Genomic DNA, 20,034 nt, shown 5'->3' on the forward strand with positions numbered 1-20,034 from the left:
CATTCTTATGCGGGAGCCTGCTCGCGTCGGTTACCGGAATCATCGCCCGGGGCCGATCGCGAACGCTAGACCGGCTCCCGCTCGATCGGGCAGCTCATGCAGCGCGGGCCGCCCCTGCCCCGGCCCAGTTCGCTGCCCGGGATGGTGATCACCTCGACGCCGTGCTTGCGCAGGAAGGTGTTGGTGGTGGAGTTGCGCTCGTAGGCGATGACCACGCCCGGTTCGATGGCCAGGACGTTGCAGCCGTCGTCCCACTGTTCGCGCTGCGCCGAGTGCACGTCCTGGGTGGGGGTCAGCACCCGCACGTCGTCCAGGCCGAGCGCGGCGGCGATCGCCCGGTGCATGTGCTCCGGGGGATGGTCGGTGACCTTCAGCTCGCCCTCGGCCGCGCCGGGCTCGATGGTGTACGAACGCAGCATCCCCAGTCCGGCGTACTCGCAGAAGGTGTCGCCGTCGACCATCGTCATCACCGTGTCGAGGTGCATGAACGCCCGCCCCCTGGGCATGTCCAGGGCGACGATGGTCCGGGCGGAACCCGCCGTGAACAGTCCGCGCGCCAGCATCTCCACCGCCTGCGGTGTGGTGCGCTCGCTCATCCCGATCAGCACCGCGCCCCCGCCGATCACCAGCACGTCGCCGCCCTCGATGGTGGACGGATAGGCCGACTGCCCCGCCGACCAGACGTGGAACAGACCGCCCGCGAACATCGGGTGGTACCGGTAGATCGCCTCGAAGTGCACCGTCTCCCGCCAACGGGCGGGCCAGCGCATGGCGTTGATGCTCACCCCGTCGTACACCCATGCCGAGGTGTCCCGGGTGAAGATGTGGTTGGGCAGCGGTGCCAGCAGGAAGTCGTCCGGCTCCAGCACATGGAAGCGCACCGAGATGGGCTCGGCGTGCCGCTCCAGGAACTCGCGCTTGGTCACTCCCCCCACCAGCGCCTCCACCAGGTCCGCCACCGGCAGTTCGGCGAAGGCCGCCCGCAGGTGCTCGGTGGCCAGCGGTCCGAACTCCTTCTCGTCGAAGACCCGGTCGAGGACGAGTCGGCGGGCCTCCGGCTCCAGCAGCGTCTCCCGCAGCAGGTCGCCGAAGAAGTGGACCTCCACGCCGCGGTCGCGCAGTATGTCGGCGAAACCGTCGTGCTCGGCGCGCGCCCTGCGCACCCAGAGCACGTCGTCGAAGAGCAGCGCGTCCTTGTTGGACGGGGTGAGCCGCTTCAGCTCCAGGTCCGGGCGGTGCAGGATGACGCGGCGCAGCCGCCCGGCCTCGGAATCCACATGGAAGCCCATGGCAGAACACCTTCCCACGCGGGGCGCGGCCACCCCACCCCGCACGCGCCGCCCACCGGTGAGGCGCAGCCGCTACAGCCGAGGATCGACCGGTTCCGACTCCAGCGCCAGCACCGCGAAGACCGCCTCGTGCACCCGCCACAGCGGTTCGCCCGCCGCCAGCCGGTCCAGCGCCTCCAGGCCCAGCGCGTACTCGCGCAGCGCGAGCGAGCGCTTGTGCCCCAGGGAGCGCGAGCGCAGCCGTTGGAGGTTGTCGGGCCGGGTGTACTCCGGGCCGTAGATGATCCGCAGGTACTCCCGGCCACGGCACTTCACGCCCGGCTGCACCAGGCCCCGCGGGCCGCGCACGCACGCCTGGAGCGGCTTGACGACCATGCCCTCACCGCCCTCGGCGGTCAGGTCCAGCCACCACTGGACGCCCTCGGCGACCGACGCCTCGTCCTCGGTGTCGACGATCAGTCGACGGGTGGGAGCCAGCAGCCCGCCGGGGTCATGGGCGACCAGCCGGTCGATCAGGGCGAGCTGCGCGTCGTGCGGCAGCGTGGCGAGGCTGCGGCCCTCGACCGCCAGCAGCTGGAAGGGGGCGAGCCGCACCCCGTCCAGGCCCTCGGTCGGCCCGCAGTAACGGCGGTAGGCGTCGGTGAACGCGGCGGCGTCCGCGGCCCGCTCGCGCTGCCGGGCCAGTAGGTCCGCGACGTCCAAGCCGCGCTCCGCCGCCTGCCGCAGGGCGGTCAGGGCGCCGGGGAAGACCGCCCGGGAGGCGGCGCCCACCGCAGCGTACTGCTGGCGCAGCAGCCCGGAGGCCTTCAGCGACCACGGCAGCAGTTCGGCGTCCAACAGCAGCCAGTCGGTGCCCAGTTCGTCCCACAGCCCCGCGCCGCCGATGCTGTCGCGCACCCGGGCCAGGACCTGTTCGGTCATCGCCGGGTCGGCGAAGAACGGGCGGCCGGTACGGGTGTAGAGCGCACCGGTCTCCTCACCGCCGGTGCCGAAGCGCTTCCGCGCCGCCTCCGCGTCCCGGCAGACCAGGGCCACCGCGCGCGAGCCCATGTGCTTCTCCTCGCACACCACCTGGCCGACGCCGTCCGCGCGGTAGGCGGCGAAGGCGTCCTGCGGATGCTCCAGGTAGCCGTCCCGCCGCGAGGTCGCGCACGGCGCCATGGTCGGCGGCAGGTAGGGCAGCAGTCGTGGGTCGACGGCGAAGCGGCTCATCACCTCCAGCGCCGCCGCCGCGTTCTCCTCGCGCACCGCCACCCGGCCGTGCCACGCGGTCTCGATCGCCCGTCGGCCCCGCACGTCCGCCAGGTCCAGCGGGCGGCCGTCCTGACCGCCCGGGGCCTGGCCGGCCAGCGGCCTGACCGGCTCGTACCAGACCCGCTGCGCGGGCACCTCGACCAGTTCGCGCTCCGGCCAGCGCAGTGCCGTCAACTTGCCGCCGAAGACGCACGCGGTGTCCAGGCAGATGGTGTTGTTCAGCCAGGTGGCCCGCGGCACGGGGGTGTGACCGTAGACGACCGCGGCGCGGCCCCGGTACTCCTCGGCCCAGGGGTAGCGGACCGGCAGGCCGTACTCGTCGGTCTCGCCGGTGGTGTCGCCGTACATGGCGAACGAGCGGACCCGGCCGGAGGTGCGGCCGTGGTACCTCTCGGGCAGCCCCGCGTGGCAGACCACCAGGGCGCCGCCGTCCAGCACGTAGTGGCTGACCAGCGAGCCGATGAACTCGCCTGCCCGGTCGGTGAAGCCGGGCTCCGCCTCGGCCAGTTGCGCCACGGTCTCGGCGAGGCCGTGGGTGAGCCTGACCTGGCGCCCCTTGAGGTGGCGGGCGAGCTTGTTCTCATGGTTGCCGCTGACGCACAGCGCGTCGCCGTCGGCGACCATGCCCATCACCAGGCGCAGCACCCCGGGGCTGTCCGGGCCGCGGTCGACCAGGTCGCCGACGAACACCGCGGTACGGCCCAACGGATGCGCCGCGCCGACCGGGCGGCCCACCGCGTCGTACCGCAGCTCGTAGCCGAGTTCGCCCAGCAGCTCGGTCAACTCCGCACGGCAGCCGTGGACATCGCCAACGATGTCGAACGGGCCCGTCAGATGCCGCAGGTCGTTGAACCGCCGCTGCAGCGCGACCTCGGCGCCGTCCGCCTCCTCGACACCGCGCAGCACGTGCACCTTGCGGAAGCCCTCGCGCTCCAACGACCGCAGTGAGCGGCGCAGTTCACGCTGGTGGCGGGCGATGACCTGACGGGGCATGTCCGCGCGGTCCCGGCGGGCGGCGTTGCGCTCGGCGCACACCTGCTCGGGGACGTCGAGCACGATCGCGATGGGCAGCACATCGTGCTCGCGGGCCAGCCGGACGAGCCGCGCACGGCTGTCGGACTGCACGTTGGTGGCGTCGACCACGGTCAGCCGTCCGGCGGCGAGCCGCTTGCCGACGATGTAGTGGAGCACGTCGAACGCGTCGGCGCTGGCGCTCTGGTCGTTCTCGTCGTCGCTGACCAGACCGCGGCAGAAGTCGGAGGAGACCACCTCGGTGGGCTTGAAGTGGCGCCGGGCGAAGGTCGACTTGCCGGAGCCGGTGGCGCCGACCAGCACCACCAGGGACAGGTCGGTGACGGGCAGTACCCTGCGGTCGCTCATGCGGCCGCTCCCTTCGCGGTGGTCTCGCTCCGGTGGAAGACGGCGAGTTGGGTCGGCGGGCCGACCTCGGGGTCGTCGTCGCCCACCGCGGTGAACTCCACGCGGTAGCCGTACCGTTCGGCCGTCCGCCCCGCCCAGCCGCGGAACTCCTCGCGCGTCCACTCGAAACGGTGGTCCGGGTGGCGCACCTGCCCGGCGGGCAGGCTCTGCCACCGCACGTTGTACTCGGCGTTCGGTGTGGTGACGATGACGGTGCCGGGGCGGGCGGCGCCGAACACCGCGTGCTCCAGGGCGGGCAGCCGTGGTGGGTCCAGGTGCTCGACGACCTCGCTGAGGACGGCCGCGTCGTACCCCTTCAGCCGGGAGTCGGTGTACGTCAGCGCGCCCTGCAGCAGCCGTACCCGGCTGGACTGCCGCTCGGGCAGCCGGTCCAGGCGCAGCCGCCGCGCGGCGACCGTGAGCGCGCGTGTCGACACATCGACACCGACGATCTCGGTGTACGCCGGGTCCCCCAGCAGTTCGCCCACCAACTGGCCCTGGCCGCAACCGAGGTCGAGCACCCGGCTGGCCCCGGCGGCACGCAGTGCGGCGGTGATCGCCTCGCGGCGGCGCACCGCGAGCGGTACCGGGCGCTCCTCGGTGTCCGCGTTCTCGTCCACCGCGTTGTCGATCTCCTCGGCCGCGCTGTCGTCCGCGGCGGCGAGCCGGGCCAGTTCCAGCCGCTCCATGGCCTGCCGGGTCAGCGACCAACGGCGGGCCAGATAGCGGGAGGTGATCAGCTTGTGCTCGGGGTGGCCGGCCAGCCAGCCGTCACCGGCGCGCAGCAGTTTGTCGACCTCGTCGGACGAGATCCAGTAGTGCTTGGCGTCGTCCAGCACCGGCAGGAGCACGTACAGATGGCGCAGCGCGTCCGCCAGCCGCTGCCGCCCTTCGAGGGTCAGCGCCACATACCGCGAGTCGCCCCACTCGGGGAACCGCTCGTCCAGTGCGACGGGTTCGGCGGTCACGCTCCAGCCGAGCGGCTCGAACAGCGCGTGCACCACGGCGGTTCCGCCCTTGGCGGGCAGCGCGGGTATCCCGACGCGCAGCGGCAGCGGCTCGGCCGCACGCTGCGGCCTGGTGTGGCACACGCCCTTGAGCGCGGTGGAGAAGACGCTGCCCAGCGCGACGGCGAGCAGCGAACTCGCCGCGTAGGGGCGGTCGTTGACATAGCTGGCCAACGCCACGTCGGGGCTGCCGCCTCGCCCCTTTCCCCTGGCTTTGCGGGCCAGGGCCACCGGGTCGACCTCCAGCAGCAGGGCGGCCGTGCAGCGCTGCTCGGTCGCCTCGGGGTAGAAGACGTGCGCGGTGCCCTGCGCGGTGGAGAACGACTGGGCCCTGTCGGGGTGCTTGTGCAGCAGGAACCCCAGATCGGTGGCCGGGGACTGGGCACTGCCGGTGGTCGATATCGTCAGGAACACCCGCCCGAGTATGACCCGCCGCGCCCTGGCCGACCAGCGGATTTCACGGGCGCTACAGGTGGCCGAGCGCGGCGGCGATACGGGCGATGTCCGGTGGCCCCACCCGGCAGCAGCCGCCGATCAGCCGGGCACCGGCTGACCGCCAGTCACGCACCATGGCCGCCACGTCAAAGGGGGTGTCGCGCCAGCCGCCGGTCGCGGCGTCCCACTCCCCGCCGTTCGGGTAGGCCACGACCGGCTTGCCGGTGGCGGCGTGCGCGACCGCCACCGCCGGGCCGATGTCCCGGGCGGCCGAGCAGTTGACGCCGACCGCGATCACCTCGGGCACGTCCGCCGCCAGTGCGAACGCCTCCGCCAGCGGCTGCCCGGCGCGGGTGCGCTCGCCGCTGATGGTGTAGGACAGCCAGACCGGCAGCCCGATGCCGTCGACCGCCCGCAGCAGCGCCTGAGCCTCGTCGGTGTCCGGGACGGTCTCCAGGGCCAGCACATCGGGACCGGCCTCGGCGAGGGCTGCGATGCGGGGGCGGTGGAAGCGCTCCAACTCCCCCACCGTGAGGCCGTATCGGCCCCGGTACTCGCTGCCGTCCGCGAGCATCGCGCCGTACGGGCCGACGGAGGCGGCCACCCATACGCCGGGCACGCCGCGTGCCGCCCGCCGGGCGAGTTCCACGCTGCGGCGCAGCAGCCGGGTGGTCTCCCGCTCGGACCGGCCGCGGTGCGCGAAGCCCTGGTAGGTGGCCTGGTAGCTGGCGGTGGTGAGGACCCGCGCGCCCGCGCGAAGATACGCCGTGTGCGCCGCCTCGATCTGGTCGGGGGCGTCGGCGAGCAGCCGGGCGGTCCACAGCTCGTCGGACAGGTCGCAGCCCTGGTCCTGGAGCTGGTTGGACAGCCCGCCGTCGAGCACCACCGGCCCCTCGGCGAGGGCGGCGGCCAGCGGGATGGTCGCGGCGGGCAACGCGGGTACTCCTAACGGTGTTGGCGCTCGTGGTCAGCCGAGTTGTGACTGTACGCGGGAGGCGATCAGCTCCAGGTGGTCCAGGTCGTGCAGGTCGTGCAGGTCGAGGATCTGCAGGTAGATGCGGGACGAGCCCACCTCGCGGTAGCGGCCGATCTTGTCGACCACCTCATCGGGCGAACCCGCCAGGCCGTTGGCCTTCAGCTCGTCGACCTCCCGGCCGATGACCGCGGCGCGCCGGGCCACCTCCGCGTCGTCCTTGCCGACGCAGGCGACCAGCGCGTTGGAGTACACGATCTCGTCCGGCTTGCGGCCGTGCGCCTCGGCGGCCTCGCGGACCCGGCCGAACTGCCGCTCGGTGTCGTCGACCGAGGCGAACGGGATGTTGAACTCATCGGCGAACCGGGCCGCCAGCCGGGGGGTGCGCTGGGTGCCGTGGCCGCCGATGAGCACCGGGATCCTGCGCTGCGCGGGCTTGGGCAGCGCGGGCGAGTCCTTGAGCTGGTAGTGAACACCGTCGAAGTCGAAGGTACGGCCGACCGGGGTGGACCACAGGCCGGTGACGATGGCCAGTTGCTCCTCAAGGCGGGAGAACTTCTCCTTGGGGAACGGGATCCCGTACGCGGTGTGCTCCTCCTCGTACCAGCCCGCGCCGAGGCCCAGTTCCACCCGGCCGCCGGACATCTGGTCGACCTGCGCCACCTGGATGGCCAGCACGCCCGGCAGCCGGAAGGTGCCCGCGGTCATCAGCGTGCCGAGCCGGATGCGCTTGGTCTCCCGGGCGAGTCCGGCGAGGGTGATCCAGGCGTCGGTGGGCCCGGGAAGGCCGTCGACCGCCCCCATCCGCAGATAGTGGTCGGAACGGAAGAAGGCGTCGTACCCCAGCTCCTCGGTGGCCTTAGCCACCGAGAGAAGGGTGTCGTAGGAGGCGCCCTGCTGGGGCTCGGTGAAAATGCGTAGATCCATGACCTCCATCCTGCACCGGGCAGGTCCGTGGCGCCGTGCTCTACCGGGCGGGGCGGGCCAGGGAGAGCGCGAACCGGCCCTGTGGATCGGTCCACCATTCGGCCAACTCCATTCCGGCGGCGGCGAGTTCGCGCCGCACTCCGGCCTGGCGGAACTTCGCCGACACCTCGGTGCGTATCTCCTCACCGCGCGCGAAGTCGACCTTGAGGTCGAGTGCCGGGACCTTGACGCCGAGCGGGCGGCGGGCGCGCAGCCGCATCTCCATCCACTCCTCATCGCGGTCCCACAACGCCACATGGTCGAAGTCATCCGGGTCGAAGTCGGCGCCCAGTTCCCGGTTGAGCACACTGAGCACGTTCTTGTTGAACTCGGCGGTGACTCCGGCGGCGTCGTCATAGGCGGCGACCAACACCCGTTCGTCCTTGACCAGATCGGTGCCGAGCAGCAGCGCGTCGTGCGGGCCGAGCGCGGTGCGCACCGTCTTGAGGAACGCGGCGCGCTCGGCGGGCCGCAGATTGCCGATGGTGCCGCCGAGGAAAGCCAGCAGCCGCGGGGCCGCACTGTCCGGAAGGCTGAGTTCGGCCTGGAAGTCGGCCACCAGGCCGTGCACGTTCAGCCCCGGGTAGTCGGCGAGCAGCGCCCGGCCCGCCTGCTCCAGCGCCGACTCGCTGACGTCGATGGGCAGATACGTCTGAAGCGTGCCGTGCTCGCGCAGCGCCTCGATCAGTAGCCGGGTCTTCTCCGAGGAGCCGGAGCCAAGTTCGGCCAGCGTCCTGGCACCGGTGGCGGCGGCGATGTCGGGGGCGACGCGCTCGAGGATGGCCCGCTCCGCGCGGGTCGGGTAGTACTCGGGGAGCCGGGTGATCTCCTCGAACAGTTCGCTGCCGCGGGCGTCGTAGAACCACTTGGGCGGCAGCCACTTGGGGTTGGCGGTCAGCCCAACGGTGGCGTCGGCGCGCAGCGCGGCGATGGTGGCGTCCACCGGAAGCTGCCTGGTCAGGGTGAAGGCGCTCATACGGTCGGCTCCTTGAGGGGGGTGGTCTCGATCCCGTTGCGGGTGGCCAGCAGCAGCGTGCGGTCGGGGACCTCGGTCCAGCCGGGTTCGTCGTCGTAGGGTTCGGAGGCGACGGTGACACCGTGGCCGGGTTCCAGCCGGTGCCACAGGGTGTCGCCCCACGCGGTGGCGGCGATGGAGCTGCCGTCGGTGAGCAGCAGGTTCAACCGCGCCTCGGTGCGGGCCGCGACATCGGTGACCGTCTCCGCCAGGGCGTCACCGAGCGCGCCGCCCGCCCGTAGCCGGTGCAGCACCAGCGCCCACAGCAGGGCCGAGTCGCAGCGCGCCTCGACGCCGAGCAGCTCCTCGGCGGGCAGTTCCTCGGCCAGCACCGCGACGGAGCGCGGCCAGCCGGGCACGGCACCGTTGTGGCTGAACAGCCAACCCCCCGCGCCGTAGGGGGCGGTGGCGGACTCGTCGGGTGTCGAGCCGTCGGTGGTGTCCCGTACGGCGGCCAGCAGCGCACCGGTGCGGACCACCCGGGCCAGGTCGGTGAACGACGGGTCGGCCCAGATCGGCCGGGCCCTGCGGTAGCGGGCCGGTACCGGGTCGCCGGGGGCGTACCAGCCGACGCCGAAGCCGTCGGCGTTGACCGTGCCGTTGCGCTGGCGGCGTGGCGCCCAGGACTGCCGGTACAGCGAGTGCGGCGGATCGATGAGGATCCGGCGCACGGGGACGTCGGGGCCGAGGTAGGCGAGGTGGCGGCACATCACAGCACCTCGGCGGGGTCGGCGTCGCGGGCGGTGCGGAACCCGGCGAAGATCTGCCGCCGGATGGGGTAGTCCCAGTTGCGGAAGGTGCCACGGCAGGCGACCGGGTCCACGGCGAAGGACCCACCGCGCAGCACCTTGTACTCCGGCCCGAAGAAGACTTCCGAGTACTCCCGGTACGGGAAGGCGCGGAACCCCGGGTACGGCAGGAAGTCGCTCGCCGTCCACTCCCACACGTCGCCGATCAACTGCCGTATGCCGTGCGGTGAGGCGCCTTCCGGGTAGCTGCCCGCGGGGGCCGGGCGCAGATGGCGCTGGCCGAGGTTGGCGTGCGCCGGGGTGGGGTCGGTGTCGCCCCATGGATAGCGGCGGGAGCGGTCGGTGTCCGGGTCGTGCCGGGCGGCCTTCTCCCACTCGGCCTCGGTGGGCAGTCGGCGGCCCGCCCAGCGGGCGTAGGCGTCCGCCTCGTACCAACTCACGTGCAGCACCGGCTCGTCAGGGCGGACGGGCTCGACCACGCCGAAGCAGCGGCGCAGCCACTGGCCGCCTTCATTCGTCCAGAACAGCGGTGCGGCCAGGGTGAGTTCGCGCACCATGGCCCAGCCCCGCGGATCCCACCAGCGTGGTTCGCGGTAGCCGCCGTCCTCGATGAAGCGCAGATAGTCGCCGCAGGTGACGGGGGTGGTGTCCAGGTAGAACGGTGCGAGGTCCACCTGGTGCGCGGGCCGTTCGTTGTCCAGCGCCCATGGTTCGGTGCCGGTGCCCATGGTGAACGGGCCACCGGGGACCAGGACTTCGGCCGGTAGCCGTAGTGCGTCGGCGGGGGCCGGGCCGGGTGGTGGTGCGGTGAGCGCGGCGGGTCCCCGGCGCAACTGGTGGGTGATGAGCATCGTCTCGTCGTGCTGCTGCTCATGCTGGGCGATCATCCCGAACGCGAAGCCCGCGGTGAGCAGTTCGGTGCCGTGCAGTGCCGTGCCCTCCAGCAGGTCGAGGACGCGTCCGCGCACCTCGTCGGCGTAGCCGCGGGCCTCGGCGGGTGGCAGCAGCGGCAGGGTGGGGCGGGCGGCCCTGGGGTGTTCGAAGGCGTCGTAGATGGGGTCGATCTCCGGGCGCATCGCCTCGCGCCCGCCGACGGCCCGCAGCAACCACAGCTCCTCCTGGTTGGCGATGTGCGCCAGGTCCCATACCAGCGGCGACATCAGGGGAGAGTGCTGGGTGATCAGGTCGTGGTCGTCGACGCAGGTGGTGAGGGTGCTGGTGCGGGTACGCGCGGTGTCCAGCACCCGCGCGACCCGCTCCTTGAGGAGGCCGGGGTCGGCGCCCTCGGCGGTTTCGGACTGCTGGGCCGTCACGATCGGCCGTCCTTTCCGATCAGCGGGGCGGTGCGGGCCGACGGCCGCTGCCCCTGCGTCACTTGGTCGAGCAGGTCGTCGGCGGGACATCGGCCACGCGCGACATAGCGTTCGGTGAAGGCGTCCACCGCGGTACGGATCGCCGTCGAGGCGCCCAGCCTGGGCAGCGCCTCGCGAGCCGCGGCGAAGCATGCCTCAGCGGCGCCGCGTAGGGCCGGGTCGGCCAGGCCGTGGCGGGCGGCTCGCTGCCACAGCGGGTTGCCGGGGGCGCGGTCGTACGGCCGCAGGTCCAGCGCGCCCACCGCGCGGTGCGCCGCCAGCGCCGCCAGCGGGTCGTCCAGCAGCGCCGCGGTGACCGCGAGCGGGACGATCCAGCCGTCGTCGCCGGGCTGCGCGTCGATCATGCGCAGCTCCAGATGGCCGTGCGGGCGCACCGGGGGGAAGAGGGTGGTCAGGTGGTAGGTGAGGTCGTCGTCGGTGGGCGGACGCGGCGTTCTGTGGCGGCCGCCGTCGCGGATCCAGTCGCGGAACGACAGCTTCTCGGGCACCGCCCACGCTTGGCCGTCCTGCCGTATGCACAGCACGGGGGCGTCCAGCGCGTATCCGGCCCAGGCGTCGCGGGGGTCGGCGGCCTCCGGCGGGGCCATGGTGCGGGGCGGGTCGAGCGCCGCCCACACCGCCTGCCTGGTACATCGGATCCCGGTCGGACGACCGCCGCTGAACGGCGAGTTGGCGAACGACGCGACCAGCACCGGCCCGATCAGATGCGCCAGCCGCCAGCGGGCCGCATAGCCGTCCGGGCCCCGCCCCTCGGTTCCGGCGTCCAGACAGACTTGCACCGAGGCGGTACCGCACATCATCGCGCGGCCGACCGGACTGACCCGGTCGAAGTACTCCTCCATGGCGGTGTAGCGCGGCAGCCTCAGCAGCCGCCGGGGTCTTCGCCAGGGCTCGTGCCCGAATCCGGCGAGACGCAGCCGGTGGCCGCACAGCGCTTGTCGTACCGCTGCCAGATCCTCCGCCATCGAGGTCACGCACTCGGTGAGCGAGTCCGCGGGCGGGGAGCTGAGTTCGAGTTGGCCACCCGGTTCCTGGGTGAGCGTGGAGCGCAGCGGGAGTCTTCTCAGATCAGCCAGGGCGGCGGTCAGGCGCGCCCGGCCGACGGTGCGCAAGGGGTCGAGGTCGTCGTGGACCAGCCATTCCAGTTCGACACCGATGCGCCGGGGTGGGCCGTTCTTGAAGCAGATGCCATGTGCCCGGGCCGCTGCTTCGGTCTCGCTGATGGGACGGTCACTCGTCATCGCCGGACCCCTTGTCGACGGTCGTTGCCTGACAACCACTCCACTGCATCACGTCCACGCGTGATCCGCATGTGCTTTACGAACATGTGTTCACACGTCGACCACTCCTTTCGCCTGTTTGCCCACCGGGGGGCCGGTCAATCCCCCTGTCTCGAACATCGCCTTCCGCCTGCCACCGGAGGGTGAAGATCTCCAACTCGCCGCTGGGCGTGGCCTGTTGGCAGTGACCACCGGCGTTCCGCGGTCGTTGGCTCGGGCGGAACCCGGACGCCGGGCCCGCGCGGGCCCGCGCGGGCCCGGCGTCCGCCACGACCGGTTACACCGCCCGCCCCGACCGGGAGGGCCAGGGCCCGAGGAGGCCACGTTGTCCCAGGAGACCGCTCCCGACCAGGGCCTCTCAGCCGCGGGGAGCACGGGCACGGCACCGCCCAAGGGGCTGCTGCAGCAGATGGAGGAACTGCTCGCCGCGGTCACGGCGGACCTCGCCGGTCTCAACGAGGACCTGCGGGCCGCGGAGCGCGCCCCGCAGGAACCGTGGAGCAACGACGACGCCTCCGTCTGAGGCGCCCCTGACGGTCCGTCGGGCTGCGCGTGCGCGGCGCTGCGCGGCGGGCGGCGCGCTCCGCAACGCAGCCCCTCACGGCGGTGCCGGTGGCGCCTCGCCCGGGGACTCGGGGCGTGCCGCCCCACACTGGCGGAGTAGCGCGCGCACCCGGTCCCTGGTCTCATCCGTCGCGTCAAGCGCGTCGACGCACTGCCAGTACTCCCGCTCGTCCTCCGTCGTGCAGGCGAGCGTGGCGAGGGCGGCGCCGGTCTCCGCCAGGAGCGCCAGCAGTTGCCGTAGGGCGGCCGTTGGATCCCGTACCCCGGTCAGCCGGGCCGCGCGTATCACGGGCGACCGGGCCCCCGGCGGTTGTGCCGCGTCCCGGGTGCGGCCGCCCGCCAGGAACAGCGCGCGGGCCGTGTCCCGTAACCCGGCGTCACCGCGCGCCGCGAGGCACCCGCCGATGGCCTGGGCCAGTGCCTGTGCCTGCCAGGCCTCGGCGATCGCCGTCGCCACATCCGCCGCCTGCGCGAGCGCCTGCCGCGTCGCCGTGATCAGTCGTGTCGCGTCCATCGTCATCTTCCCCTTCTCGATCCGGTTCGTGGACCGGCTGACACTCAGCGTGACGGCTGGTGCTCAACTCGAAAAGGGCAGCGCTGAATTCAGTGGACAACCAACCCGATGTGGATAACTCGCCCACCGGAACGAGTGAGTTACGGCTTGGGGAAACGTTCCTCGTTCCGGTCGATCTTCGCCGACAACGCCGCCAGCGGATCGATCCCCAACGACTCGCAGAACTGCAGCAGATACGCCAGCACGTCGGCGACCTCGTCCTCGACCCGGTGCGCGGTCTGCGCGTCGGCCATCACGCGCGCCGACTCCTCCGGCGTCAGCCACTGGAAGATCTCCAGCAGCTCCGCCGCCTCGACGCTGAGCGCCGCTGCCAGGTTCTTGGGCGTGTGGTAGGGCTCCCAGCGGCGCGCCGCCGCGAACTCGACCAACCGGCGCCGCAGTCCATGCAGTTCTTCACTCACCCCGCCAGGTCTACCGCATGTCCGCCGCGCACCCCCACCCCATCCGCACCGCGGCCCTACTCCCCGTCCCGGCGGGCCGCCACCGCGGACGCGCCGCGCCGCGTCTCGCCGCGCTGCTGCGGCACCCGCGCCCCGCCCTCGTCGGCGCGCCGCAGCCGGATCACGGACACCAGCTCGGCGCCCTCGAACGGGTCCGCGTCGTAGACCGTCCCCAGCAGCCGTACGTGCCCCCGGCGAGCGGCGCGCGCCGCCAAGGAGAGCAGTTCCGCCGTCTGGCGGCGGTCCAGACCGCTGTCCAGACCGTCGGCCAGCACCGTCATGGCGCGCAACGCGGGCGGCACCTCCGCGCTTTGGTCCATCTCCAGCACGCCGGGACCGGTCAGCAGCACCAAACCCAGTGCCAGGAAGCGCAGTTCGCTGTCGCCCAGCCGGTCAAGCGGTGTGGAGCCGAGCGGTCCGCGGTCCACGGCGGCCAGTACGCTGTCGCGGCCGTCCTGGCGGGCGGCGACCAGGCCGTCCACCTGCCCAGCGCAGGCCACCCGGGCGGCGCCGACCAGGGCGGCGTGCCGGGTGCGGCACTCGTCCTGGGTGCGGAACAGCACGGCGGAAAGGTTGTCGCACCCGCCGCGCAACAGCCCGTCGCCGAGGCGGGCGGGCTCCCGCATCCGCCACGGCTGCGGGTCGACCGCAAAGACCGCGCGCAGCGCGATCACCACCTGCTCGGCGGCGGCCAGCACCAGCCGCTGCCCGTCCGTCGTACCCGCGACGCGTAGCGGCAGCAGGGCCGTGGCCAGCCGGTCGTCGGGCAGCGGCGCACGGGTGACCTGGACCGCGCCCCCGGTGTGCCAGGCGGCCTGGACGGCGCGCCGGGCCGGATCCCTGAGCGCCGTCGCCAGCAGGGTCCGCCCCGCGCCGGTCAGCCGCTCACCGACCACACGGGGTTCCGGCTCGGTCTGCACCGCCACATCAAGTCGTACCTCCCCCGCCGGACCGTCCACCGTGCAGCCGATGCGGAAGCCGCGGCGGCGCTGGGTGTCCGGCCGGGTGCCCAGTGGCGCGCAGGCGGGCGCGCCACCGCGTACCACCCCGTCGAACGCGCCGCCCAGTTCCTCGCCCCCGGCCAGCCTGGCCAGCACGGCCAGCGCCTCCAGCGCGCTGGACTTCCCGCTGCCGCCGCCTCCCGCGAGCAACGTGAGTGGGCCGAGCGCGAAGCGCGCGCCGCGATGCGACTTGAAGGCGGCCAACCGCAGTTCGGTGATGGTGGGGCGAGGACTGCTCGGGTTCATGATCGGGAACGTAGACATTCCCCCGGCCGCCGAACCGTTCCACCCGGGGCGGGGTCCTCCGAACGGGTTACGGTGAGGCCGTGACGAGATATGTGGCCCTGCTGCGCGGCGTCAACCTCGGTTCGCGGAACCGGCTGGCGATGGGCACCCTGCGCGAAATGATCGGTGCCATGGGCGGGGGGAATGTCAGGACGCTGCTGCAGAGCGGCAACGCGGTTTTCGATCATGTTGAGGAAGATCCCACCCGGCTCGCCGCGGAGCTGGAATCGCGCATCGCCGCGGAGACCGGACTGACAGCGCCGTGTGTGATCCGTACCGGCGCGGATATCCAGCGGGTCGTCGAGCGCAATCCGTTCGCACAGGAGCTGGCGGGTGAGGTCGCCGGGGTGCGGATCGATCCCGCCCGGCTCGTGGTGACATTTCTTTCCGGCCCGCTCGACGCGTCAAAGCTCCCCGAACTGGACCCGGAACGGTACGCTCCGGACCAATTCCGGCATGGGGAGAGTGAGTTGTATGTGCATTGCCCGAACGGCATCAGTGACAGCCGTCTCGTCCGCGATCTCGCAACGGCCCGCCTCGGGGTGACCGGCACCTCCCGAAACTGGAACACGGTCACCAAAATCGCGGCGCTGACCAGCGGTTAGCTCCAGCACCACTTTTCCTCTCGGGAAGCCGAGTCCGGTTTCCCTTGGCCGCGCGTCAGTTATGGATCACACCCTCGCCACACGGATCCAAGATCCTCGCGTCACTCGGGTGCAACATCCGTGTCACACACGGGTACAACGTTGTTGTGGGCGCAACGTCCCACCTCTTCCGCCCTCTTCCCCCCACTCCTGAGGAGGCGCCCCGCCATGTTGCAGGGCATCGATGTCAGTTCCTACCAACCCAGCGATTACTCCACCACCGGGCTTTCCTTCGTCTTCATCAAGATCACCGAAGGTCTGGGCTATGTGAATCCCAAGTGGGTGGCCCAACGCACCACCGCGCGCCATGCCGGACTGGTCACCGGCTTCTACCACTATCCGCACATCGCCAACTCCCCGACGGCGGAAGCCGATCACTTCCTCGCCCAGATCAACCTGGTGGCGGGCGACATCCTCTGCCTCGACTGGGAGTGGTACGGGCAGAACGTCTCGGACCAGCAGGCTCGCGCGTACAAGGACGCCTGGGTCGCCCACGTCCGCGCCAAGGCGAAGGGCCACCGCGTCGTCGTCTACGCGAGCCGGACCAACTGGCTTACCGTGGACGCCGATTCCAACTGCGGCGACGGCCTGTGGATCGCCGACTACACCAACGCCGGGCACCCGCGCATCAAGCACCCCTGGACCTTCCACCAGTACACCAGCACCCCGCTGGACAAGGACGTGGCCAACTTCTCCAGCGTCGCCGCGCTACGTTCCTGGGCGGGTGCGCCTCACCACATGACGACGCAGGCCGAGACCGAGGCCCCGGCGTCCGAGGCGTCTTCAGGCTGAGGTCCCGCGGCGCGACCGAGGCGCTGCGGCGCCCTGGTCGTCTCCCAGGTCTTCGGGAGACCGCTCGGCGAGAAGCGTGACGAAGGCCGAGGCGACCCGGGCGACGGCGGGGTCGTCGTCGCGAGCCAGTTGGCGCAGGACGTCCTGCACGGAGGTCCCCGGCAGCTCGATCAGCGCCTGGGTCAGACGTATCCGCGTCGCGGAGTCCGCGGTGGGCGCGGCGAGTTCGTCGACCAGTGCGGTCATGATCCGGTCCGCGCACCCGGGGTCCTGGGACAGCGTTCCCAGGACCTCAGCCGCTTCGACGTCGTTGCGACCCTCGACCACCATGCCGACGAGCGTCGGAACGGTCCCGGTCACGCCACGCCTGCCCAACGCCAGAGCGGCGTACCTGCGCACCGTCGGGTCCGAGTCCCCGAGCGCGTCCGCAAGCACCGCGGACACACCGGGGGCCTCGGCCATCTCGGCGATCGCCAGCACCGCGCGTCGCCGAATGCCGACGTCCTCCGAGTGCGCGCCGGCAGCCAGCGCCGCCACGCCGTCGCCGCCCGATCGGGCGAGCGCCCAGCGCAGGGCACCAGCGACGTTGGGGTCGGATTCGGCCAGGACCGCCCCGGCCAGCAACTCGGCGGGAACCGACACGCCCTTCGGCTGGGCCAGGACGGCCTGCTGCCTGCGCGCGGCACTGGTCGAGTTGAGCCCCTGCATGAGCTCGACGATGCGCAGGACGTCCTGCCAGCCGGTTGGCGCCGACGCGTCGACCGCGCGGAGCCGCTCCAGTAGCTCCTGTTCCCGCTCCAAGCGGTCTTCCGTCCACCGGATGAGGTCGCTGACCAGGGCGGACGGCGTGAAGGCAGGGTCCTGCAGCGCGCGCCCGATCTGCTTGAGCGAGAGCCCGAGGGACCGCAGGCTCTCCACATGGAAGATCTTGCGGACGTCCTCGATGGAGTACTCGCGGTAGCCGCCGACGGTGCGCCCCGTCGGCCGCACCAGCCCGAGGGCGTCGTAGTGCCGGAGCATCCGGGTGCTCACCCCCGAGTGGCGAGCCACATCGCCGATCAGCATTCCGCGCTCTGCGTAGCGGCCTTGACAGCCTTCGCGGCCTTGGCAGCCTCCGTCGACCCGGGCGTCTCCGCAGGCTCGGCGGTCTCCATGGCGTCGGCGGTCTCCATGGTCTCAACGGCGCCCGGCGCAGCCGCAGCGGCGGCAGCGGCCCGTTCCGGGCCAAGTGCGAGGACTCGCTTCGCCTCCTCGACAGCCGCGTCGAAGCCGGTCTGCGGGTTCTGCCGGAGCAGTTCGGTGGCACTGGCGTGCGTGGCCACCGCCGGGTCGGGGTGCGCCGCGGCCTTCTCCAGGACGGGCTTGGTCACGTCTCCGAGGTCGACGAGGGCCCGGCTCAGGCTCAGCTGTACATCGCGGTCGCCGCGGCCAAGCTGCGTGACCAGTTCGTCGACCAGGTCCTCCTTCTCGTCCTCGGGCACGAGGACGACCGCGACGCGCCACGCGGCCCGCGCGACCTCGTCGTCAGCGTCGCGCAGCATGGAGGGGGTGATCCAGGCCCACGCGCTCCTGTCGCCGATCTTGGAGAGCGTGTGCAACGCCTGGCTGCGGGCCTGAGTGCGCTCAGAGGCGAGTTCCCGGCGAATCCGGGGCAGGGTGATCTCCGGCGAGAGGCGGGTCAGCGCCCAGGACAGCATGTCCCGCACGAAGAAGTCCGGCTCGACCGCGCACCGCTCGACGAGCGTCTCCAGGAAGCCGGGGTCGGGGGTCGAGCCGACCGCCAGGGCCGCCTGGAGACGGACCGACGAGTCCTCGGCGCTCAGGGCGTCGGCTACGCGGGCGTTCTGCGGGGTTCCGTTTGTCGGGTTGATCGAAACCACCTCCTGCACCCAGGGGACACCTTGTCACGATGTCAAGGTCAACCCGCGACCGGGGTCGCACTGCTGCGGGAACGCCGACCTCCGGGCGCGGTGCGGGCGACCTGGCACCGCGAGACACCCGGCGGCGAAGTGCGGGGCACTTCCAACTCGGCGGCGCCTGGCTCCTACCGCCCTGCACATCGGCCGGTGCGGCGCGGTGCGTCACATGCGGTTGGCGGGTCGTCGGATGCCGGATGGGGCTCGGCTGACGCCACGTCAGGCCGAACTCTACGGGCGGAGGCTGCGACCACACCCCGGCCACCGTGCCGCTGCGGCGACAGCCGCACCCGGCTGCCCGGCTGGATCACCCACCAGTCCATTCATCCTCACCGCACCCCACCACGGCACGAGTTCGAGCGAACACGCCCAGCCCGCAACCGGCTGACCGCAGCCCGCCCAGTGCCGAACGCACACTTCGGCGGCGGCCTGGGGATGGACCGCGCCCCGCAACAAGGTGCGCGCCGACTGACGCGGTGCACGCTGGCCGCATGAGCACGTACGGAGTGCCCCGACCGTGTCTGGTCGTTGCCGTGGGCGACGATGCGGGGCGCTGGCAAACCGGTACGGGGCAGAGCCCGTCTCAGACTCAGAGACTCGGGCGCCGCCGGGCGACGAGGACGGCGATGTCGTCGTCGAGCTGACCACCGCTGTAGGCGATCAGGTCGCGATGGAGATGGTCGAGGAGCTGGTGGGGCGCCTCGCCGCTCCATGAGCGGACGCGTTCGGCGAGGGGATAGAAGGCGCCGGAGCGGTCGCGGGTCTCCGTGACCCCGTCGGTGTACAGCAGGAGCTGGTCTCCGGGATGGAAGGGAGCGAGGTCGACGTGGTACCCGTCGCTCACCAGCATGCCCAGGTTGAGCGGCGGCGAGGGAGCGGCGGGCTGAAGCTCCCGGACCGTGCCGCGGTGCAGCAGCATCGGGGGCGGGTGGCCGCAGGTGACGGTCCGCACGACCGGCTCATCGTCCGGGATCTCGGCAAGGAGAGCGGTGATGAATCGTTCAGCGGTCTCCGAGCCCGGGACCTCCGGGTACTGGGAGGAGTGGCGGCGCATGCTCGTGTCCAGGCGGCGCGCGAGGTGGGGCAGGTCGGGCGCGTCGTGGGCGGCCTCGCGGAAGGCGCTGAGCAGCGTCGCCGCCGCCTGGATCGCGAGCAGGCCCTTGCCGCGTACGTCGCCGATGAGCAGCCGTACGCCGTGCGGGGTGCGTATCGCCTCGTACAGGTCGCCGCCGATCCGGGCTTCCGCCGCGGCGGCCAGGTACAGGCTTTCGAGCGTGACGTGCCCGAGGTGTCGCGGTATCGGATGCAGCACCGCCAGCTGGGCGGTCTCGGCCACTGAGCGGACCTGAACCAGCTGACGGGCGCGTCGGCCGAGCAGACAGTTGAAGAAGACGGCGAATGCCGCGATCGCCACGAGGCTGGCCAGCTCGGAGTAGGCGGTCGCATCCCCCAGCGCATCGAAGTCCACCATCAGGCCGACATAGATGGCGCACGCACCCACTCCGATGAGCGCGGTCCCCCACAGGGGCAGCAGCGCGGCCGCAGAAATCATGGCCGTGGCGAGGAAGGCGTCCGGCCTGACATTGCGGGGTGTGAGGAGGCCGATGATCAGGCCGATGAACAACAGCAGAGCAGGCAGCGCGGGCAGCAACCTGCCCCGCGCACCGGGCCTGTGCGTGACTGCGCCTTCCTCACGAGACCTCGTCACCGTGCCGCTCCCCAAGGTCGCAAAGGTCGCACAGGGCGAACGGCGGCCCAGGCCGGGAAACCAGGCCGTCGGCCGGTTTGGGTAATTTTATCGCCATTCGCCTGTTACCAACGAACAACCCGGTGAGCAGGGGTGACGCGCAGATGCCACCAGGTCACCACGCCGCTTGGTGACGAATTCGATGGAGTGGGTACGCAGAGCGTCACCGGGGGACGCGGGTCGGGGCGTCAGTTGACGCAGGGGATGCCGCCCTCCTTCACCGAGTCGCCCGCGAAGGCGCTGTCCGGCGGCGCCGACGCGGCGCTCGCCGGGGACGCGGACTGAGCCGTGCTGGAGGAACCGCCCGAGGC

The 20,034-nt window shown here is 72.0% G+C and carries 18 protein-coding genes; 3 read left to right on the plus strand and 15 right to left on the minus strand.

All coding sequences use genetic code 11. From position 1 onward, the window contains the following. Nucleotides 1–65: 65 nt before the first annotated feature. The 9 genes from NON19_RS28565 to egtA all read right to left on the minus strand — a co-directional run bounded on the left by NON19_RS28565 (nt 66) and on the right by egtA (nt 11,721). Nucleotides 66–1,289 (minus strand): arginine deiminase, encoded by a 1,224-nt coding sequence (locus NON19_RS28565; RefSeq protein WP_255932017.1) that lies wholly within the window; start codon nt 1,287–1,289, stop codon nt 66–68. A 72-nt stretch (nt 1,290–1,361) separates the two neighbouring features. Continuing rightward, nucleotides 1,362–3,923 (minus strand): polynucleotide kinase-phosphatase, encoded by a 2,562-nt coding sequence (locus tag NON19_RS28570; protein WP_255932018.1) that lies wholly within the window; start codon nt 3,921–3,923, stop codon nt 1,362–1,364. Then, the gene (locus NON19_RS28575; protein WP_255932019.1) at nt 3,920–5,383 is read right to left on the minus strand and encodes a 3' terminal RNA ribose 2'-O-methyltransferase Hen1; all 1,464 of its coding nucleotides are present in this window, start codon (nt 5,381–5,383) and stop codon (nt 3,920–3,922) included. Before NON19_RS28575 ends, NON19_RS28570 begins: the two co-directional genes overlap by 4 nt. A gap of 52 nt (nt 5,384–5,435) precedes the next feature. After that, complete coding sequence (gene mmuM, locus NON19_RS28580; protein ID WP_255932020.1) at nt 5,436–6,338, minus strand: homocysteine S-methyltransferase; 903 nt, start codon at nt 6,336–6,338, stop codon at nt 5,436–5,438. Between the two features lie 33 nt (nt 6,339–6,371). Further along, the gene (locus tag NON19_RS28585) at nt 6,372–7,304 is read right to left on the minus strand and encodes an LLM class F420-dependent oxidoreductase (protein ID WP_255932021.1); all 933 of its coding nucleotides are present in this window, start codon (nt 7,302–7,304) and stop codon (nt 6,372–6,374) included. Between the two features lie 40 nt (nt 7,305–7,344). Beyond that, nucleotides 7,345–8,319, minus strand: a complete 975-nt coding sequence (gene egtD / locus NON19_RS28590) for an L-histidine N(alpha)-methyltransferase (protein ID WP_255932022.1) — start codon at nt 8,317–8,319, stop codon at nt 7,345–7,347. Further along, nucleotides 8,316–9,068 carry an ergothioneine biosynthesis protein EgtC gene (gene egtC, locus NON19_RS28595; RefSeq protein ID WP_255932023.1) on the minus strand — a complete coding sequence of 251 codons (753 nt, stop codon included), beginning with the start codon at nt 9,066–9,068 and terminating at the stop codon, nt 8,316–8,318. Before egtC ends, egtD begins: the two co-directional genes overlap by 4 nt. Beyond that, on the minus strand, nt 9,068–10,420 hold the full coding sequence (gene egtB / locus NON19_RS28600; protein ID WP_372514321.1) for an ergothioneine biosynthesis protein EgtB: 1,353 nt from the start codon (nt 10,418–10,420) through the stop codon (nt 9,068–9,070). Before egtB ends, egtC begins: the two co-directional genes overlap by 1 nt. Continuing rightward, nucleotides 10,417–11,721 (minus strand): ergothioneine biosynthesis glutamate--cysteine ligase EgtA, encoded by a 1,305-nt coding sequence (gene egtA, locus NON19_RS28605; protein WP_255932024.1) that lies wholly within the window; start codon nt 11,719–11,721, stop codon nt 10,417–10,419. Before egtA ends, egtB begins: the two co-directional genes overlap by 4 nt. A 364-nt stretch (nt 11,722–12,085) precedes the next feature. Between egtA and NON19_RS28610 the strand changes: the two genes are divergently transcribed. After that, entirely contained in the window at nt 12,086–12,283 is a 198-nt protein-coding gene (locus NON19_RS28610) for a hypothetical protein (RefSeq protein WP_255932025.1), read from the plus strand. A 75-nt stretch (nt 12,284–12,358) separates the two neighbouring features. On the opposite strand, the gene NON19_RS28615 is transcribed toward NON19_RS28610, so the two are convergent. The 3 genes from NON19_RS28615 to NON19_RS28625 all read right to left on the minus strand — a co-directional run bounded on the left by NON19_RS28615 (nt 12,359) and on the right by NON19_RS28625 (nt 14,585). Beyond that, the gene (locus tag NON19_RS28615) at nt 12,359–12,838 is read right to left on the minus strand and encodes a DUF6099 family protein (protein WP_255932026.1); all 480 of its coding nucleotides are present in this window, start codon (nt 12,836–12,838) and stop codon (nt 12,359–12,361) included. Nucleotides 12,839–12,978: 140 nt separating this feature from the next. Continuing rightward, nucleotides 12,979–13,299 (minus strand): nucleotide pyrophosphohydrolase, encoded by a 321-nt coding sequence (locus tag NON19_RS28620; RefSeq protein ID WP_255932027.1) that lies wholly within the window; start codon nt 13,297–13,299, stop codon nt 12,979–12,981. 56 nt (nt 13,300–13,355) lie between these two features. After that, entirely contained in the window at nt 13,356–14,585 is a 1,230-nt protein-coding gene (locus NON19_RS28625; RefSeq protein WP_255932028.1) for an AAA family ATPase, read from the minus strand. Between the two features lie 80 nt (nt 14,586–14,665). On the opposite strand from NON19_RS28625, the gene NON19_RS28630 reads away from it, so the two are divergent. Together NON19_RS28630 and NON19_RS28635 are read left to right on the plus strand one after the other, a co-directional pair. Next, nucleotides 14,666–15,229, plus strand: coding sequence for a DUF1697 domain-containing protein (locus NON19_RS28630; RefSeq protein ID WP_255932029.1), 564 nt, complete (start codon nt 14,666–14,668; stop codon nt 15,227–15,229). 207 nt (nt 15,230–15,436) lie between these two features. After that, nucleotides 15,437–16,060, plus strand: coding sequence for a glycoside hydrolase family 25 protein (locus NON19_RS28635; protein ID WP_255932030.1), 624 nt, complete (start codon nt 15,437–15,439; stop codon nt 16,058–16,060). Here NON19_RS28635 and NON19_RS28640 read toward each other — a convergent pair. The 3 genes from NON19_RS28640 to NON19_RS28650 all read right to left on the minus strand — a co-directional run bounded on the left by NON19_RS28640 (nt 16,052) and on the right by NON19_RS28650 (nt 19,684). Beyond that, nucleotides 16,052–17,125: a MerR family transcriptional regulator gene (locus tag NON19_RS28640; protein ID WP_255932031.1), complete on the minus strand. Its 1,074-nt coding sequence runs from the start codon at nt 17,123–17,125 to the stop codon at nt 16,052–16,054. The two genes, NON19_RS28635 and NON19_RS28640, sit on opposite strands and share 9 nt — an antisense overlap. Further along, the gene (locus NON19_RS28645) at nt 17,119–17,949 is read right to left on the minus strand and encodes a HEAT repeat domain-containing protein (protein WP_255932032.1); all 831 of its coding nucleotides are present in this window, start codon (nt 17,947–17,949) and stop codon (nt 17,119–17,121) included. Before NON19_RS28645 ends, NON19_RS28640 begins: the two co-directional genes overlap by 7 nt. 616 nt (nt 17,950–18,565) lie before the next feature. Continuing rightward, entirely contained in the window at nt 18,566–19,684 is a 1,119-nt protein-coding gene (locus NON19_RS28650) for a PP2C family protein-serine/threonine phosphatase (protein WP_255932033.1), read from the minus strand. Nucleotides 19,685–20,034 lie beyond the last annotated feature (350 nt).

The sequence above is a fragment of the Streptantibioticus rubrisoli genome (assembly GCF_024436055.1).
Classification (GTDB): Bacteria; Actinomycetota; Actinomycetes; order Streptomycetales; family Streptomycetaceae; genus Streptantibioticus_A; species Streptantibioticus_A rubrisoli.

Coding starts and splice junctions, on each gene's coding strand:
- NON19_RS28565 (WP_255932017.1), bottom strand. CDS start 1,289: ATGGGCTTCCATGTGGATTCCGAGGCCGGGCGGCTGCGCCGCGTCATC.
- NON19_RS28615 (WP_255932026.1), bottom strand. CDS start 12,838: ATGGACGCGACACGACTGATCACGGCGACGCGGCAGGCGCTCGCGCAG.
- egtA (WP_255932024.1), bottom strand. CDS start 11,721: ATGACGAGTGACCGTCCCATCAGCGAGACCGAAGCAGCGGCCCGGGCA.
- NON19_RS28570 (WP_255932018.1), bottom strand. CDS start 3,923: ATGAGCGACCGCAGGGTACTGCCCGTCACCGACCTGTCCCTGGTGGTG.
- NON19_RS28635 (WP_255932030.1), top strand. CDS start 15,437: ATGTTGCAGGGCATCGATGTCAGTTCCTACCAACCCAGCGATTACTCC.
- NON19_RS28640 (WP_255932031.1), bottom strand. CDS start 17,125: ATGCTGATCGGCGATGTGGCTCGCCACTCGGGGGTGAGCACCCGGATG.
- egtD (WP_255932022.1), bottom strand. CDS start 8,319: ATGAGCGCCTTCACCCTGACCAGGCAGCTTCCGGTGGACGCCACCATC.
- egtC (WP_255932023.1), bottom strand. CDS start 9,068: ATGTGCCGCCACCTCGCCTACCTCGGCCCCGACGTCCCCGTGCGCCGG.
- NON19_RS28585 (WP_255932021.1), bottom strand. CDS start 7,304: ATGGATCTACGCATTTTCACCGAGCCCCAGCAGGGCGCCTCCTACGAC.
- NON19_RS28625 (WP_255932028.1), bottom strand. CDS start 14,585: ATGAACCCGAGCAGTCCTCGCCCCACCATCACCGAACTGCGGTTGGCC.